Origin of the sequence: Halorubrum xinjiangense (assembly GCF_900102375.1) — an archaeon.
GTDB classification, from domain to species: Archaea; Halobacteriota; Halobacteria; order Halobacteriales; family Haloferacaceae; genus Halorubrum; species Halorubrum xinjiangense.
In genome coordinates this window covers 155,913-170,815 of sequence record NZ_FNBO01000002.1, presented here as the reverse complement: position 1 = coordinate 170,815, position 14,903 = coordinate 155,913, and the positions used below count along the sequence as shown (strand labels likewise).

Genomic DNA, 14,903 nt, shown 5'->3' with positions numbered 1-14,903 from the left:
GCGCCGGATCGACCCGATCCGTCCCGGACCGCATCGGTTCTCACCCGTGAGAACCGGGAGCCAACGCTTATCAGCCGCCCAACGGGTCACCTAGGTATGCGCGTCTCAAGCGGCGTCCCCGGGTTCGACGACCTCGTCGACGGCGGGTTTCCCGAGGACCGCCTGTACGTGGTCAGCGGTCCGCCCGGGAGCGGAAAAACGACCTTCTGTTCGCAGTTCGCTGCCCAGGGCGCCCGAAACGGCGAGGACGTCCTGTACATCAGCATGCACGAGACCAAGGCGGGGATCCGCGAGGACATGAGCGGCTACGACTTCGGATTCGACCGCGCGCTCGACTCCGACCGCGTCACCTTCCTCGACTCCTTCTCGTCGGACGGCCGGCGCTTCTTCGGGCTCCCCGGCGACCGACGCGACCGCTCCGGCGTCACCAACCGCCTCACCGGCTTCATCAACTCCCGCGACATCGACCGGGTCGTCTTCGACTCGACGATGCTGTTGCGGTTCCTCTTAGACGACGACGAGGACACGATGATCCAGCTGCTCTCCTCGCTGAAGCGGACCGACGCCACGACCCTCCTCATCTCCGAGATGACCGACCCGAGCGCCTACTCCGAAGAGCACTACCTTGCTCACGGCGTCGTCTTCATACACAACTACCTCGAAGACGAGGGGATGCGCCGCGGGGTCCAAGTGCTGAAGATGCGGGGGACGAACGTCGATACCGACATCCAGGACGTGGAGTTCACCGACGGCGGCCTCCGCGTCGGCTCGGCCGCGACGGTGACGCACTGATGTACGAGCGCACCTTCGACACGGGGTGGGACGACCTCTCCCGAGAGGAGGCCGTCGAGCGGGCCTTCGCGCTGGGCGTCGCGGCCGGCGTCGACAGCGCCCGCCCGGAGGAGGTAGACCGGGTGTTGGAGGCGTTTCCGGGGGGCTACGACCGGAGCATCGTGGAGCTGGCGTACGACGAGGGCCGGACGAAGGCGCTGGAGGCGAAGGCGGAGCGGGACGACCCCGACGACGAGGCGGTCTGGCAGTCGCTCGTCGACGGCGCCGGGGCGCCGCGCGAGTCGCCAGTTCCCGCGGCGCTCCCCGGTGCGATACGCGAACTGACACTGACCGACGGGCCGCGGGAGGGGCCGCCGTCCTCGCTCGACCTCCCCTCCATGCTCCGAAAGTGATCCCTCGGAAGGGTTTTACCCGATACACTCTCACGTTTTCACCATGACCGGGCTGCCCGACGCTGTCCGCGGCGCCGACAGCGTCCTCATCAGCGGGCCCCCGATGAGCGGGAAGTACGACCTGTTCAACCGGCTGCTCGCGGCGTGGTCCGACGGCCCGGTCGTCATCTCGACGGGGCGAACCGCGGAGAAGGTCCGCGGCGACTACGAGGAGCTCACGGGAGAACGCGGCGACGACGTGGTCGTCATCGACTGCGTCACCCACGAGCAGGGCGACAAGCGCGAGGACACCCCGACGACGAAGTACGTCGCCAGCGCGGGCAACCTCACCGACATCGGGATCAAGTTCACCGACGTCGTCGAGTCCTCGGCGGGGCGCGACCGCGCGGTCGGCGTCTACTCGCTCTCGCAGCTGTTGATGTACTGGGACCCCGAGCGGATCTACCGCTTCACCCGGGTGATGACCTCCCAGACCTCGGGCGAGGGGTGGCCGTTCGTCGGCGTCGTCGGGTCGACCGCCCACGACGAGCAGGTCGTCCACACCCTCCACGAGCCGTTCGAGACCGTCGTCGAGACGCGCGTCGACGACGACGCGCGGGAGTTCCGCGTCCGCGGCCGCGTCGGGCAGCCCTCCGACTGGCAGTCGTTCTGAGTCGACGCGGGCGGCGCGAAACGGGGACCTATCCCACCAGTTCGAACTCCGCGCCGATCGGCGGCGCGTCGACGAGCCCCCAGTAGACGAACCGGTAGGTTCCGGGGCCGAGCGGCGGGCAGACCGCGAGGTCGACGCCGTCGACCGCGTCGGCGATCCCCGACTCCGTCAGCGTGACGTCCCAGGAGTACGCCGAGCTCGTGTCGAGCGAGGCCTCGCTCCGGGGGAGTTCGACCGGCTCGCCGGTCGTCGACCCGCGCACGTCGAGCCACCCCTCGCCCGTCTCGCGCTGGAGCGAGTAGGCGGCCTCGCCGCGCGTGGCGGCGGGTGCGTCGCCGGCGTTCCGGAGGACGAGCCGGAGCGACTGGCCGTACGTCTCGGTCGTCCCCTCGGTGGAGAGCTCCACGGTCGTCTCGTCGGTCTCGACTCGGGTCTCCGTGACCGACCCCTCGAACGGCTGATCGAGCCGGACGAACCCCTCGTCCTCGCAGGTCAGCGTCGCCGGCGTCCCCTCGGGGCCTTGCGGTCCGTCGCCCGCGGCGAAGTCGAGACAGCCCGCCGTCGAGACGGACAGGGCGAGCGCGCTCCCGGCGAGCGCCTCGCGTCGCGTGTAGTCCATACGAGACGAACGGGCGCCACCGGCATGAACCGCACGCGTCGTCGCGGGCCGGCGCGAGAGTGTCTCGACGACGACACGTCGCCGAGCGGTTCGGAACCGCTTTCCCGTCGGCCGGCGGACTGGCCCGCATGGAGCTGTTCGGATCGAGCGGAATCCGCGGGGTCGCGCTGCGGTACCTCACGCCCGCGCTCGTCCTCGACATCGCGAAGGCGGCCGGGACGGTGTGGGACGCCGAGCGCGTGGCCGTCGCGCGCGACACGCGGACGACCGGCGAGCTGTTCGCGAACGCGGCCGCGAGCGGGCTCGCCGCCGTCGGCTGCGACGTCGACCGCCTCGGGGTCGTCCCCACGCCCGCGGTCGGGAACTACTGCGAGTCGGCGGGAGTCCCCGCCGTCCTCGTCACCGCCTCGCACAACCCGCCGGAGTTCAACGGGATCAAGCTCGTGGGCGACGACGGCGTCGAGCTCTCAGTCGACGTGTTAGAGCGGATCGAGCGGCGCGTCCTCGACGACGAGTACGACCACGCGGACTGGCGGGCGGCCGGCGCGACGACGCCCGTCGAGGGGGCCGTCGACGACTACGTCGACCAGCTGATCGCCGCGATCGACCGCGAGGCGGTCGCCGACGCCGATCTCACGGTCGCGGTCGACCCCGGTCACGGCGCCGCCTCCGTGGCGTCACCCCGGATCTACCGCGAGCTCGGCTGCGAGGTGCTGACCGTGAACGCGACGCCGGACGGCCACTTCCCCGGGCGCGACTCCGAGCCGGTCCCGGAGAACCTCGGGGACCTCCAGCGGCTGGTCGCGACCTCCGACGCCGACGTGGGGATCGCACACGACGGCGATGCGGACCGCGCCGTCTTCGTCGACGAAGACGGCGAGTTCGTCGACGGCGACACCTCTTTCGCGGCGCTGGCGGACGCCTGCCTCGAACCGGACGACGCGGTCGTCAGCGCGGTCAACGTCTCCCAGCGGCTCGTCGACGTCTGCGCCGACAACGACGCCGACCTCGAACTGACCCCCATCGGCGCCACGAACATCATCACCCGGACGCGCGACCTCCACGAGGAGGGCGTTAACGTCCCCATCGCGGGTGAGGGGAACGGCGGGCTGTTCTTCCCGCCCTACCGGCTCTCGCGGGACGGGGCCTACATCGGCGCACGGTTCCTCGAACTCCTGGCGGCCGCGGACGGCGCGCCCGTCAGCGAGATCGTAGCGCCGTACAGCGACTACCACTTCGTGCGGGAGAACGTGGAGTACGCGGACGACGACGAGCGCGACGAGATGCTCTCGGCCGCCCGCGCCTACGTCGAGACCGCCGACGCCGAGCCGAACACGACCGACGGCTACCGGCTCGACTACGGCGACGCGTGGGTACTCGTCCGCCCCTCCGGCACGGAGCCGAAGATCCGAATCTACGCCGAATCCGCCGACGCCGACCGCGCCGAGCGGCTCGCCCAAGACATGCGCGTCGCCGTCGAGAGCGGGCGATAACACTGACCCATTTATAAATAAACGAGGCGGTGGCGTCGCCGGCGGCAGAGCCGCCGGCTGTCACCGGGCGAAGCCCGGTTGCCCGAGGGACGTAGTCCCTCGCTGCAAGAGGCGCGTCGCGCCTCCCTGCGTGCCTGCGAGCGGCCGCCCCCGGCGGCCGCGAGTAGGGAGAGACCGAAGGTCCCTCGCTGGAGTCGGTGGTCCGGAGCGTAGCGGAGGACCACCGACGAGGCTGGGGAGGCGTGAGGTGCGGTTGCGGTGCGGGGTGGGACTCAAAGGGGCAGTCGCCGGCGGCGAAGCCGCCGGCTGCCAGAGACGCGTAGCGTCTCGCCGGCGGCGAAGCCGCCGCAGACGACGCAAGCACCGGAACGAGTGAGCGGAGCGAACGAGTGAGGAGCGTGGTTCGAGACGCCAAAGGCGTCTCGTCATCGCCAGAAATCAGAGATTTCTGGCTAGCAGTCAGAATCCGAAGGATTCTGACGACATCCCGAAAATCTCTGATTTTCGGGCGACAGCGAGTGTGCGGCGGCTTCGCGGCTGGGGCTTTGGAGGTGTTCTCCGCCGATTCATCGCTAACCATTTATAAGCGATCGGCTGGGTTTTGGCGGTGTTCGCCGCCGATTCACACTCAGTCATTTATAAGCCAGTGGCTGGGACCTCGACGGTGCTCCCGGCGTGTCCGGTTCGAGTGTCGGCGTATCTGTTCGCCGAGCGAGGTTGGCAGATCGGAAATGACAATAAAGTGGTACGTTCCGATACTAATATATTAACTCGCTATGTAGTAACTATCGATGACTGCCGCAAAGGCCGACCGCTCGTCGCGCCCCGCCCCGTCCGACCCGGACCCGTCGCCCGAACTGTTGAACGCGCTCGAAAGCGACACGGAGACGGTCACCGGCGCCGTCGCCGCCGGAACCGTGACGCTGGAGGAAGTCGAGCGGTTCGTCCGGCGCGCGGAGTGCGGCGAGATCGACATCGAGGCGAACCTCGACGCGGTCGTCCGGATCGTCCACGCCCTGTTGTGCGACGAGCCGAGCTGGGCGAAAATGGAACCGGCCGGCTCGCCGGTTCGGGTCTGACGCCGCCGCAACCGAAGCGGACCTTCCGTCTCTCCGCTCTCTCTCGTCTTTTCCGTCTCTCGTCTCTCCCGTCTTTTCCGTCTCTCGTCTCTCCGTTCTTCCCTATCTCTCCGACCCCGTTCGAGGCGTCGCCGCGCCGCCGGTTATCGCTCGAGTGCCGCGAGCGCCTCGGCCGCCTCGCGGGCCGCTTCGAGGTGGTCGCGGGCGCGCCGCGGGTCGTCCGTCTCCTCGGCCGCCCGGGCGAAGCGGGTCAGCGTGCGCGTCAGCGACGCGCGAGCGGCCGCGACGCCCTCGCCGTCGTCGACCGGCCGCGACGAGGGTGACCGCTGGGACTCGGACCCGCGCGGCGACGCCTCCCACGACGACGCCGGCTCCGCTGACGGCGCGGCGGTCGACGGAGACGGCTGCGACGGTGCGGGTTCGTTCGCGCGGGCCTCGACCCCGCCGGAGTCGACTGTGCCGGAATCGTCCTCGCCGGCGCCGCCAGCGCCGACCGCGCCCCCGGCGGCCGCGCCGTTCTCGGCCGCGGCATCGACGCCGTCCTCGGCTTCCGCGTCGGCCGGTTCGGCGCCCGTATCGACCGCAGCCCCGCCCGCCTCGGACGAAGCCTCGCCCGCCTTGGCCGCGCCCCCGACCTCGTTCCCGCAGGTGGGGCAGAACTCGCGGCCGTCGTGGCGGAAGATGGGGTCGCCGCACTCCCCGCAGTGCCGGTTCGTCATCGTCGCGCCCTTTAACAGGAGCTCGGACATCCGCTGCGTGTGCTCGCGCTTCTCCTCGTCGTCCGCGAGCTTCTCGCGGAGCTTCTCGCGTTCCGCCTCCTTGTCGAAGCCGTCGCTCATGCGCGGACGAACGTGGTTCGCGGGCAAAAGTCCGGTGGGCTCGGGACGAGCGGGCGCCGGTGCCAGCAGCACGCGGTCGAACCGCGACCGGCTACTCCTCGGTGACGGTGCGGTCGTCGGGGTCCAGCTCGCCGCGGTGGATCTTCGCGCCATCCTGTGCGACCTGCCGGCCCAACACCGCGCACTTCACGCGCATCGGCGAGATGTCGACGCCGAGCATGTCGGTGACGTCGTCGGTGTCGAGCGCGTCGAGGTCGTCGACGGGCATCCCGTGGAGCCGCTCCGAGAGCATGCTCGCGGAGGCCATCGAGATGGCGCAGCCGTCGCCGGTGAACCGCACCGCCTCGATCGTTTCTCCGGCGTCGTCGAGCTCAACGTCCATTCGGATCGTGTCCCCGCAGGAGGGGTTCTCGCCGACGTGCGTGAAGTCCGGATCCTCGATTTCCCCGTAGTTACGCGGGTTCTTGTAGTGGTCGAGGATCTGCTGTCGGTACATGTCCGAGCCCAGTCCCATACTGGCTCCGCGTACGCCGCTGCCGCTCAAAAGGGTTCCGTCAGTCGGAACGTTGACCGTAACCGGTGACGGTTCATCCGGAGACGTACCGCCCCGGCTACGCCCCCGCGTCCCGTAACCGGTCGCCCTACGCCGCGTGCTCGTCGACCCACGCCGCGAGGTCTTCGCCTGGAATGAACCCCTCGGCGCGCCGCGCGACCGGCTCGCCGTCGACGAAGAGGACGAACAGCGGGACGCTCCGCACGTCGAACCGCTCAACCAGCGGCGGGTCGTCGCGGGGGTTCACCAGACCGACGGCGAGGTCCGTCTCGACGCCGCGGGCCACGTTCCCGATCACCGGCTCCATGCTCGCGCAGATGCCGCAGCCGTCGGTGTAGAACTCCACGAGCGCGGCGTCCGCGTCGGCGACGAAGGCGTCGAGGGCGGCTTCGTCCGATAGCGACACCGGCCGATCGGCGCCCGATCTCCCGTCGCCGGACGCGCCGGCATCCTCGGCGTCGTTCGATACAGTATTGGATTCCATACGCATTATTGGGTGCGGGGAGGGATAACTGCTTGTGTCGTCGGAGTCGACCGCGGTCGGGAAGACAAAATCCGGTGAGAAGAGATCTGCGCGTCGGAAATCGCGTCGCTACGCCGGCTTGTCGCCCTCGGGCTCGGTCCGCCACCCGCCCTTCAGCGTGACGAACCAGATCGAGAGGCCGGCGAGGACGAAGACGGCCGCCATGTACGGGATGATCGGCAGTTCGATCCCGACGAAGTCGAGCACGGTCCGGAGCTCGTAGACGATCACGCCGAAGATCGCGAGCGTCACGAGCAGTCCGCCGCGGCTGATGTCGACGGTCATCGGACCACCTCGGCGAGCGAGGCCGACGCGTCGACGACCGCACTGAGCAGCGTCGCCGCGTTCGCGAGCGCGTCGACCAGCGGCGAGAGCCACACCGGATACGTGCCGACGCCCGGACCGAGCAGCCCGCCGCGGCTGATGATCGCCGCCAGCGGGAGCGCGTACGCGAGGACGACGAGCGTCAGCGCGATACCGACCCACAGCCGGAGGTTGTCGAGCACCTTCGGGGAGTCGTCGGGGCCGGAGAGCGCCGGCGGCAGCGGGTCCGCAAGCCCGGATATCTTCGGGTTCCCCATCGTGAGCACGAGGTTCCCGATGAACAGGACCGTCGAGACGAACAGGAGCGTCCCGCCGATCGCGATCTGGATGTTGAGCTCCTCGAATCCGCCGAACATCGTCGCGTACTCGAACCCGGAGTACTCGGGTTCGGCGGTCCGGCGCGGAACGCCCATGATCCCCTGTGCGTGCATCGCGTTCGACATCAGCGCCATCCCGATGAACCAGACGACGACCTGGACCAGTCCGATCGTCCGGCTGTAGAACGGCTTGTTAGTGATCTGCGGCCAGAGCCAGTAGGTGGCGGCCATGAACGTGAGCGCCACCGCGGTCCCCACGGTGAGGTGGAAGTGCCCCGGGACCCAGATCGTGTTGTGGATCATATAGTTGATGTTCATCCCGGCGTTCACCATCCCGGAGAAGCCGCCGGCGGCGAACATCAGTCCCGCGAGCATCATCCCCGTGAACTCGGGCTTCCGCCACGGGAGGTCGGTGAGCCAACCGAGGAGGCCGCTCCCGCCACGCTGTCGGGCGCCGTACTCGACGCTCGCGACCACGGTGAACGCGGTAAGCAGGCTCGGCAACAGCAGGAACATCGTGTTCGTCATCGAGATGAATTTGAACCCCTCCGCGATCCCCGGGTCGAGGTACTGGTGGTGGATCCCGACGGGAGTCGAGAGGAGCAGGAACAACACGAACACGACCCGCGCGAGGGGGTCGCTGAACAGCCGCCCGCCGGCGATTTTCGGCAGCACGGTGTACCAGAGCAGGTACGCCGGCATCAGCCAGAAGTAGACGACCGGGTGGCCGAAGAACCAGAACAGCGTCCGGGTCAGCGTCGGGTTCACCTGGTCGATCAGCCCGAGCGACCACGGCAGCAGGAAGATCAGCACCGAAGCGGCCACGGCCGAGGAGGCGATGTACCACATCGCCATCGTCGTCAGCACCATGAACGTCTGTAGCGGGATCCGCTCGTCCGGGTTGTCGCGCTTCCACGCGAGCCACGTCCGGAAGTAGTCGGCGCCCGCGATCCACGAGCCGACGATGAACACCGCGAGCCCGGCGTAGAACATCGGGTGCGCCTGTAGCGGCGCGTAGAACGTGAACAACACGTCCGCGCTCATATCGATGGAGTCGACGAAACCGGCGAGGATCGAGACTCCCGTCATCGTCATCCCGGCGGCCATCAGCCCGTACCACGTCCACGTGATCTTGGTGTTGAGCAGCGGCCGGTCGAGGCTCCGCACGACCGCCCACGTGAACAGGCCGACGAGGAAGAACGTCGTGAAGCTGAGCGCGAGGAACACCCCGTGTGCGGTGAGCGAGGTGTAGTAGTCGGTCGAGGAGATGAACCCGCGGAACACGCCGGTGCGGTGGAGCGTCTGGATGATGCCGAATATCGCGCCAAGCGTGAGCGCGAGGAACGACCCGAGCAGCGCCGCGCGGACGATCCGCGCCTCCTCGGGGAACTTGTCGGCGAACGTCTGCTCGGCCTCGATGGCCTCGCTCATTCGCCGTTACCCCCGTCGTTCCGGTCGTCGAACTCCGCTTGACTGACGACGTTCACCTTCCCCTCCATCACGTGATGGCCGGCGCCGCAGTACTCGTTACAGATGAGCCCGTACTCCTGTCGGTCGTCGGTCTCGACCGTGATCTTCGAGACCTCCCCGGGGACGACCATCGTGTTGGCGTTCGTCCCAGCGACCTCGAACCCGTGGATCACGTCCCGAGAGGTGACGTAGAACGTCACGGTGCTGTTCTCGGGCACGACGATGGGGTCGGGCTGGAAGCCGAACTGGTAGGCGACGACGTACGCCTCGTACTCGTTCTCGCCGACCTGTTCGACTCGCGGTTCCGAGAACCGGTCGTCATCGTCTAAGCCGCCGGCGTCGATCGCCTGCTCGCTGTCGCTCACCATGGCGACGCCGGGCCCGACGGCGCCGTAGGTGACGGAGCCGAGGAGGAGCAGGATCAACAGCACCGACGCGGCCAGCCAGATTTTCTCGTAGTTGTGAATGTGCATTCGTGATCACCCCACGACGACGAGGTCGCGGCCGAGGAACTCGATGTAGTAGATGTACACCCACGAGAGCACCAGAATGACGAAGTAGATCGCGATGAGTGTGAGGGTCCCGATCGGGTCGAACTCCTCCGTCTCACCGCTCGCGTCGTCCGTCGGAGCGTGTGCGGTCTCATTTTGGCCCATGGGCGGCCTTATCGGTAGTAGACCATATAACACCTACCCGTTCCCGAACCCTGAAAACACGGGTGTTATATATTTTCGGCGGCCGATAGGAGACGATATGGACTTCTCGATCCAACAGGCCGTGCTCCTGATCCTCGGCGGGCTCGTCCCCGCGGCGGTGTTCATCGCGGATCGGGCGGAGCTGTTCGTCGCGATCACGCTGGTGAACGTCCTGCTCATCTGGGCGAGCCTCCGGATCGCGACCGGCGGGAGCCTGCCGGGATTCGGGGGCGACGCGACCGATCCGGAACGAGCGTAGTCGACCGAAACGGGCGTAGTTGACCGGAACGCGCCGAGCCGGGACCGACAGGCCGGGGGCGCGGGCGCCCGGCGGAACGGCGGAAGCGACCACACATGACAGGCTGTACGCTCTGTGACCTCCCGACCGGGGACGACCCGCACACGGCCCCCGACGTCGACGGCGAGTTCTGCTGCCGAGGCTGCCTGACTGTCGCGCGCTCGCTCGACGACGTCGAGGACCTCGAGGACCTCGACGCCCGGCGCCCGGACGCGACGCCGGGCGAGGAGTTCGACGGCGAGACGACGTTCCTCCACGTCGACGGGATGCACTGCGCGACCTGCGAGTCGTTCCTCGAGATGACGGCGGGCGAGCAGGACGGGGTCGCGGCCGCCGAGGCGAGCTACGCCACCGACACGATCCGGGTCGACTACGACCCCGAGACCGTGGACGCGGACGAGCTCCCCGACAGGCTCTCGGTCGCGGGCTACTCGGCGAGCGACCGGGCGGACCCGGACGCGGCGGACAACGACGCCGTCGTCCGGTTCCTCATCGGCGGCGGCTTCTTCGGGATGATGGCGATGCTGTGGTACGTGCTCTTCCTGTACCCGACCTACTTCGGGTACGAGCCGATCGTCGACCTCGGCGGCGTCTCCGGGACCTACCTCTTCGCGCAGATCTGGCTGTTCGCCTCCATCGTGCTGTTCTACACCGGCTACCCGATCCTACGAGGGGCGTACGTGAGCCTCCGGGCGCGACAGCCGAACATGGACCTGCTCGTGTCGCTCGCGGCGACGAGCTCGTACGCGTACAGCACGCTTGCGCTGCTCGTCGGCCGGACCGACCTCTACTTCGACGTGACCATCGCCGTCATCCTCGTGGTCACCGCCGGCAACCACTACGAGTCGATCATCAAGCGGCGGGCGACCGGAATGCTCGCCGACCTGACGACAGCCGAGGACCGCACCGTGCGGACCGAGGCGGGCGAGACGGTCGCCGCCGACGCGGTCGACCCAGGCGACCGCCTCCTCGTTCGCCCCGGCGAGCGCGTGCCGTTCGACGGGACCGTCGCCGAGGGGACCGCCGCGGTCGACGAGGCCTTGGTCACCGGCGAGTCGCTGCCGGCGACGAAACGCGAGGGCGACCCGGTCCGCGGGGGCACCGTCGTCACCGACTCGCCCGTCGTGATCGAGGTCGGCGAGGACGCGGCGAACACCCTCGACACCCTCGTGCGCCTGCTGTGGGAGATCCAGAGCTCGCGGTCCGGGATCCAGCGGCTCGTCGACCGGCTGGCGACCGTGTTCGTCCCGCTCGTCGTCGCGGTCGCGGCCGTCGGCGCCGCGGCGACCCTGGCGCTCGGATCGGCGCCGATCGACGCCGCGCTCGTCGGGCTGACGGTGCTGATCGTCTCCTGTCCGTGCGCCCTCGGACTGGCGACCCCGCTCGCGGTCGCCGCCGGCATCCGCGACGCCGCGAAGCGCGGGATCGTCGTCGTCTCCGACGCCGTCTTCGAGGCGGCCGACGACGTCGACACCGTCGTCCTCGACAAGACCGGGACGCTCACCGACGGCGAGATGCGGCTGCTCGACGCGACCGCGGCCGAGGGGGCCTCGGTCGACCGCGTGCGCGAGCGCGCCGCCGCCGTCGAGCGCGCCTCGGCCCACCCGGTCGCCGAGGCGATCGTCTCGGGCGTGCTGGGGGACGCGGGAGACGGGACGACAGGACGACCGGCGACGGACGGCGGCGCCGCGGCCGCCGGCGATTCGACCGTCCCCGACTCGGCCGACGACGGTGTCGACGCGGCCGGCGAGCCCGTCCCCCCGGCCGGCCCCTCCGCGACCGACGTCGACGTCCTCGACCGCGGGGTCGCGGGGCGCGTCGACGGCGACGAGGTCGTCGTCGGCCACCCCGACCTCTTCGAGGAGCGCGGCTGGCCGGTTTCCGACCCGCTCCGCGAGGCCGAGGCGGCCGCTCGCGACCGCGGGAACGTCCCCGTTTACGTGGGCTGGGACGGCCGGGTGCGCGGGGTCCTCGCCGTCGGCGACGAGGTTCGCGACGGCTGGGAGGCGGTCGTCTCCGACCTCGACGCGGACGGTCGCCGAGTCGTCGTACTCACCGGCGACGCGCCCGCGGCCGCGAGGCGGTTCGCGGACCACCCCGCGATCGACGAGGTGTTCGCCGAGGTGCCGCCGGAGGCGAAAGCCGAGACGGTCCGGCGGCTCCGCGCCGACGGGTCGGTCGCGATGGTGGGCGACGGGAGCAACGACGCCCCGGCGCTCGCCGCGGCCGACATCGGCGTCTCGATCGCCTCCGGGACCGACCTCGCGGCCGACGCGGCCGACGCGGTCCTGCTGGAGGATCGGCTCTCCGCGGTCCCGGAGCTGTTCGCCGTCACGCGCGGGACGAACCGGCGGCTGAAGCAGAACCTCGGCTGGGCGTTCGTCTACAACGCGGTCGCGATTCCGATGGCGCTCTCGGGCGTCCTCAACCCGCTGCTGGCCGCGCTCGCGATGGCGTCGAGCAGCATCCTCGTGGTGACGAACTCCGCCCGCGCCGTTTATAAGGGCAACTGAGGGGCGATGGCGCGGACGAGGCGATTTAAAAATGGGCGGCGGCGCGTGCCTGCGAGCGGCCGCCCTCGGCGGCCGCGAGTAGGGAGAGACCGAAGGTCTCTCTGACAGCCGGCGGCGAAGCCGCCGGCGAGAGCACGCGCGAGGTCGTCGGGCTTCGCCCGACTGCCAGAGGGACCTTCGGTCCCTCGCTGGAGTCGGCGGTCCGGAGCGAAGCGGAGGACCGCCGACGAGGCTGGGGAGGCGTGAGGCTGCGGTCCCGCGAGCAACGCGAGCGGGAGCACGGAAGTCGCAGCCCGCGCAGCGAACGCAGTGAGCGAGCAGGACCGTCTTCTGGTGGTGCTGTGCGGGGTGAGACTCAAAGGGGCAGCCGTGAGGCGGGCGCACGCCCGCCTCACGGCTGGGGCTTTGGAGTGGTTCGTCGTCGATCCGTCACCGACGAGTTATAAGGGAGCGGCTTGGCTTTTGGCGACGCTGCCCGCCGATCCGTGCGACGCTGTTTATAAATAAACGGCCGAGTGTTACGCCGCTGCGCCAACGTGCGGCTTGACCGCGCGGACGATGGCGTCAACGTCGTACTCGTCTTCCGTCTTGTCGAAGACGACCTCGTCGTCCGCCCGGACGACGAACACGCCCGCGTCGCCGGTCACGAGGGCGACCTCGTCGATGCTCTCGCCGAACTGTTTGAGGATCGCCTCGGAGACGTCCTGCGCGCGGTTCAACATGCCACAGGGGACGCAGTACTCGACTTCGACGCGTGTCATGCGCGGAGATAGAGCGCGAACCGGATTAAAAGGGAGGGTCGCGATCGACCCGCTTCACGCGCCGAAGAGAGACGACCGCCTCAGACCACCAGCGCGTCAAAGACGACGGCGAACAGCAGCAGGCCGAGGTAGGCGTTCGAGGCGTGGAACGCGCGGAACGCCGCGCTCTCGGTCTGCTCGTAGTGGAGCCGGACGACCGCCCAGAGGAAGACGGCCCCGACGCCGACGCCGACGACGGCGTACAGCGCGCCGAGCGGGTCGGCGGCCGCGGCCAGCGCGACCGCGGCGACCAGCGTCGCGCCGAGGTACCAGAGGATGTGCCGGCGCGTCGCGGTCTCCCCGCGGACGACGGGCATCATCGGGAAGCCGCCGCGCTCGTAGTCGTCCTTGTACGCCAGCGCGAGGTTGTAGAAGTGCGCGGGCGTCCACAGGAAGATGACCGCGGCGAGCAGCAGCCCGCCGCCGCCGACCTCGCCCGTGACCGCGGCCCAGCCGATGAGCGCCGGCAGCGCGCCGGCCGCGCCGCCGATGACGGTGTTCTGGACCGTGTTCGGTTTAAGAACGAGCGTGTACACGACGCTGTAAAATAAGATTGCGACCAGCCCGAGCGCGGCCGTCAGCGGGTTCACCGTCCAGAACAGCGCGAGCGAGACGACCGTCAGGACGCCGCCGAACGCGAGCGCGTGCGAGACGGGGACGAGGTCGGTCGCAAGCGGGCGGTCGCTCGTGCGCTGCATCCGCTTGTCCACGTCGCGCTCGAAGACGTGGTTGAACGTCCCGGACGCGCCGATCGAGAGCGCGCCGCCGGCCAGCGTCGCCGCGACCGCGTACGGGGTGAAACCGGGGCCGCCCCGGAGCGCCATCGCCGCGGCGGCGACAAGGCAGAGCAGCCACATCAGCCGCGGCTTCATCAGCCGGAAGTAGGCGGCCGCGGTCGCCTTCAGGCGCGGGAGCGTCGCGGACGGGATCTCCGGCTCCGGCGCCTCCTCAACCGGCGGCAGGTCGTCCGTCCCGGGCTCGAAGTCGTCGGGGGCGTCGCCGGGGGTTCCCGTCTCGGCCTCCAGCCACCACGCGAGCGCCGCGAGGACGGCGCCGAAAATGCCGATCCCGAGGAGGAGGTGGGCAGAGCCGAGCGCGGCCGGCAGGTCGCCGAGCGCGACGAGCGCGCCGACCCCCGCTTGGGCCGGATAGACGACCAGCGCGGCCGCGAGCGCGAACCGGACCCGGCGGTCGGCGCCGCCGCGCCACGCGAGCGCGGCGGAGAGCGCGACGAGGAGGCCGACGAGGACCGCGAGGACGCGGTGGCCGAGGGCGATCCACCCGGCGGTCTCCGCGGGGAGGGCGGCGCCGCTCCCGCAGGCGGGCCAGCCGCCGCAGGCGGTCGCCGCCTCCGTGAGGGAGGTGGTCGCGCCGACAACGACGAGCAGGTACACGCCCATCGCGGCCGCGGCCAACACCGCGGGGAATCTGTCTGGGAGCGTCACGTGGTCTCGATTACGGAGCCGACCCATATATGTTCCGCGCTTCGAAAAAACGGCGGCAAGAAGGGGGGACGACGCGGTCCGCGAGCGGTAGACGACCGC

The 14,903-nt window shown here is 69.7% G+C and carries 17 protein-coding genes; 7 read left to right on the top strand and 10 right to left on the bottom strand.

Translation table 11 applies throughout. The features are described 5' to 3' along the window. Positions 1-96 precede the first annotated feature (96 nt). Genes F3H13_RS03700 through F3H13_RS03690 form a run of 3 tightly spaced genes read left to right on the top strand, consistent with a single transcriptional unit; the run spans position 97 to position 1,836 of the window. Positions 97-792 carry an RAD55 family ATPase gene (locus tag F3H13_RS03700; RefSeq protein ID WP_149797711.1) on the top strand — a complete coding sequence of 232 codons (696 nt, stop codon included), beginning with the start codon at positions 97-99 and terminating at the stop codon, positions 790-792. After that, complete coding sequence (locus F3H13_RS03695) at positions 792-1,184, top strand: hypothetical protein (protein ID WP_149797710.1); 393 nt, start codon at positions 792-794, stop codon at positions 1,182-1,184. The genes F3H13_RS03700 and F3H13_RS03695 overlap by 1 nt, the downstream gene beginning before the upstream one ends. Positions 1,185-1,227: 43 nt before the next feature. Further along, positions 1,228-1,836 carry a DUF7504 family protein gene (locus tag F3H13_RS03690; RefSeq protein ID WP_149797709.1) on the top strand — a complete coding sequence of 203 codons (609 nt, stop codon included), beginning with the start codon at positions 1,228-1,230 and terminating at the stop codon, positions 1,834-1,836. Between the two features lie 28 nt (positions 1,837-1,864). Here F3H13_RS03690 and F3H13_RS03685 read toward each other — a convergent pair whose 3' ends face one another. Then, complete coding sequence (locus F3H13_RS03685; RefSeq protein ID WP_149797708.1) at positions 1,865-2,455, bottom strand: DUF6517 family protein; 591 nt, start codon at positions 2,453-2,455, stop codon at positions 1,865-1,867. Positions 2,456-2,583: 128 nt separating this feature from the next. Here F3H13_RS03685 and glmM point away from each other — a divergent pair, with 128 nt between their 5' ends. Both glmM and F3H13_RS03670 read left to right on the top strand, forming a co-directional pair. Then, positions 2,584-3,948 carry a phosphoglucosamine mutase gene (glmM, locus tag F3H13_RS03680; RefSeq protein WP_149797707.1) on the top strand — a complete coding sequence of 455 codons (1,365 nt, stop codon included), beginning with the start codon at positions 2,584-2,586 and terminating at the stop codon, positions 3,946-3,948. Between the two features lie 791 nt (positions 3,949-4,739). Beyond that, a complete protein-coding gene (locus F3H13_RS03670; protein ID WP_149797705.1) occupies positions 4,740-5,027 on the top strand; it encodes a hypothetical protein in 288 nt (95 codons plus the stop codon). 143 nt (positions 5,028-5,170) lie between these two features. On the opposite strand, the gene F3H13_RS03665 is transcribed toward F3H13_RS03670, so the two are convergent. The 7 genes from F3H13_RS03665 to F3H13_RS16095 form a co-directional block, all read right to left on the bottom strand. Next, on the bottom strand, positions 5,171-5,866 hold the full coding sequence (locus F3H13_RS03665; protein ID WP_149797704.1) for an Sjogren's syndrome/scleroderma autoantigen 1 family protein: 696 nt from the start codon (positions 5,864-5,866) through the stop codon (positions 5,171-5,173). A 91-nt stretch (positions 5,867-5,957) separates the two neighbouring features. Further along, positions 5,958-6,380, bottom strand: a complete 423-nt coding sequence (locus F3H13_RS03660; protein WP_149797703.1) for an iron-sulfur cluster assembly scaffold protein — start codon at positions 6,378-6,380, stop codon at positions 5,958-5,960. Positions 6,381-6,507: 127 nt separating this feature from the next. Beyond that, on the bottom strand, positions 6,508-6,903 hold the full coding sequence (locus F3H13_RS03655; RefSeq protein ID WP_149797702.1) for a thioredoxin family protein: 396 nt from the start codon (positions 6,901-6,903) through the stop codon (positions 6,508-6,510). Between the two features lie 108 nt (positions 6,904-7,011). Beyond that, positions 7,012-7,227: a CbaC protein gene (locus F3H13_RS03650; RefSeq protein WP_149797701.1), complete on the bottom strand. Its 216-nt coding sequence runs from the start codon at positions 7,225-7,227 to the stop codon at positions 7,012-7,014. Continuing rightward, complete coding sequence (locus tag F3H13_RS03645; protein ID WP_149797700.1) at positions 7,224-9,014, bottom strand: b(o/a)3-type cytochrome-c oxidase subunit 1; 1,791 nt, start codon at positions 9,012-9,014, stop codon at positions 7,224-7,226. The genes F3H13_RS03650 and F3H13_RS03645 overlap by 4 nt, the downstream gene beginning before the upstream one ends. After that, on the bottom strand, positions 9,011-9,526 hold the full coding sequence (locus F3H13_RS03640) for a cytochrome c oxidase subunit II (protein ID WP_149797699.1): 516 nt from the start codon (positions 9,524-9,526) through the stop codon (positions 9,011-9,013). Before F3H13_RS03640 ends, F3H13_RS03645 begins: the two co-directional genes overlap by 4 nt. A 6-nt stretch (positions 9,527-9,532) precedes the next feature. After that, on the bottom strand, positions 9,533-9,709 hold the full coding sequence (locus F3H13_RS16095; protein WP_188127986.1) for a hypothetical protein: 177 nt from the start codon (positions 9,707-9,709) through the stop codon (positions 9,533-9,535). Positions 9,710-9,806: 97 nt separating this feature from the next. On the opposite strand from F3H13_RS16095, the gene F3H13_RS03635 reads away from it, so the two are divergent. Both F3H13_RS03635 and F3H13_RS03630 read left to right on the top strand, forming a co-directional pair. Next, positions 9,807-10,007 carry a hypothetical protein gene (locus tag F3H13_RS03635; protein WP_149797698.1) on the top strand — a complete coding sequence of 67 codons (201 nt, stop codon included), beginning with the start codon at positions 9,807-9,809 and terminating at the stop codon, positions 10,005-10,007. Positions 10,008-10,102: 95 nt separating this feature from the next. Continuing rightward, the gene (locus F3H13_RS03630; protein ID WP_149797697.1) at positions 10,103-12,559 is read left to right on the top strand and encodes a heavy metal translocating P-type ATPase; all 2,457 of its coding nucleotides are present in this window, start codon (positions 10,103-10,105) and stop codon (positions 12,557-12,559) included. A 518-nt stretch (positions 12,560-13,077) separates the two neighbouring features. Here F3H13_RS03630 and F3H13_RS03625 read toward each other — a convergent pair. After that, positions 13,078-13,320, bottom strand: a complete 243-nt coding sequence (locus tag F3H13_RS03625) for a SelT/SelW/SelH family protein (RefSeq protein ID WP_149797696.1) — start codon at positions 13,318-13,320, stop codon at positions 13,078-13,080. A gap of 80 nt (positions 13,321-13,400) precedes the next feature. Beyond that, positions 13,401-14,804, bottom strand: a complete 1,404-nt coding sequence (locus F3H13_RS03620) for a heme o synthase (RefSeq protein WP_149797695.1) — start codon at positions 14,802-14,804, stop codon at positions 13,401-13,403. Between the last annotated feature and the right edge of the window lie 99 nt (positions 14,805-14,903).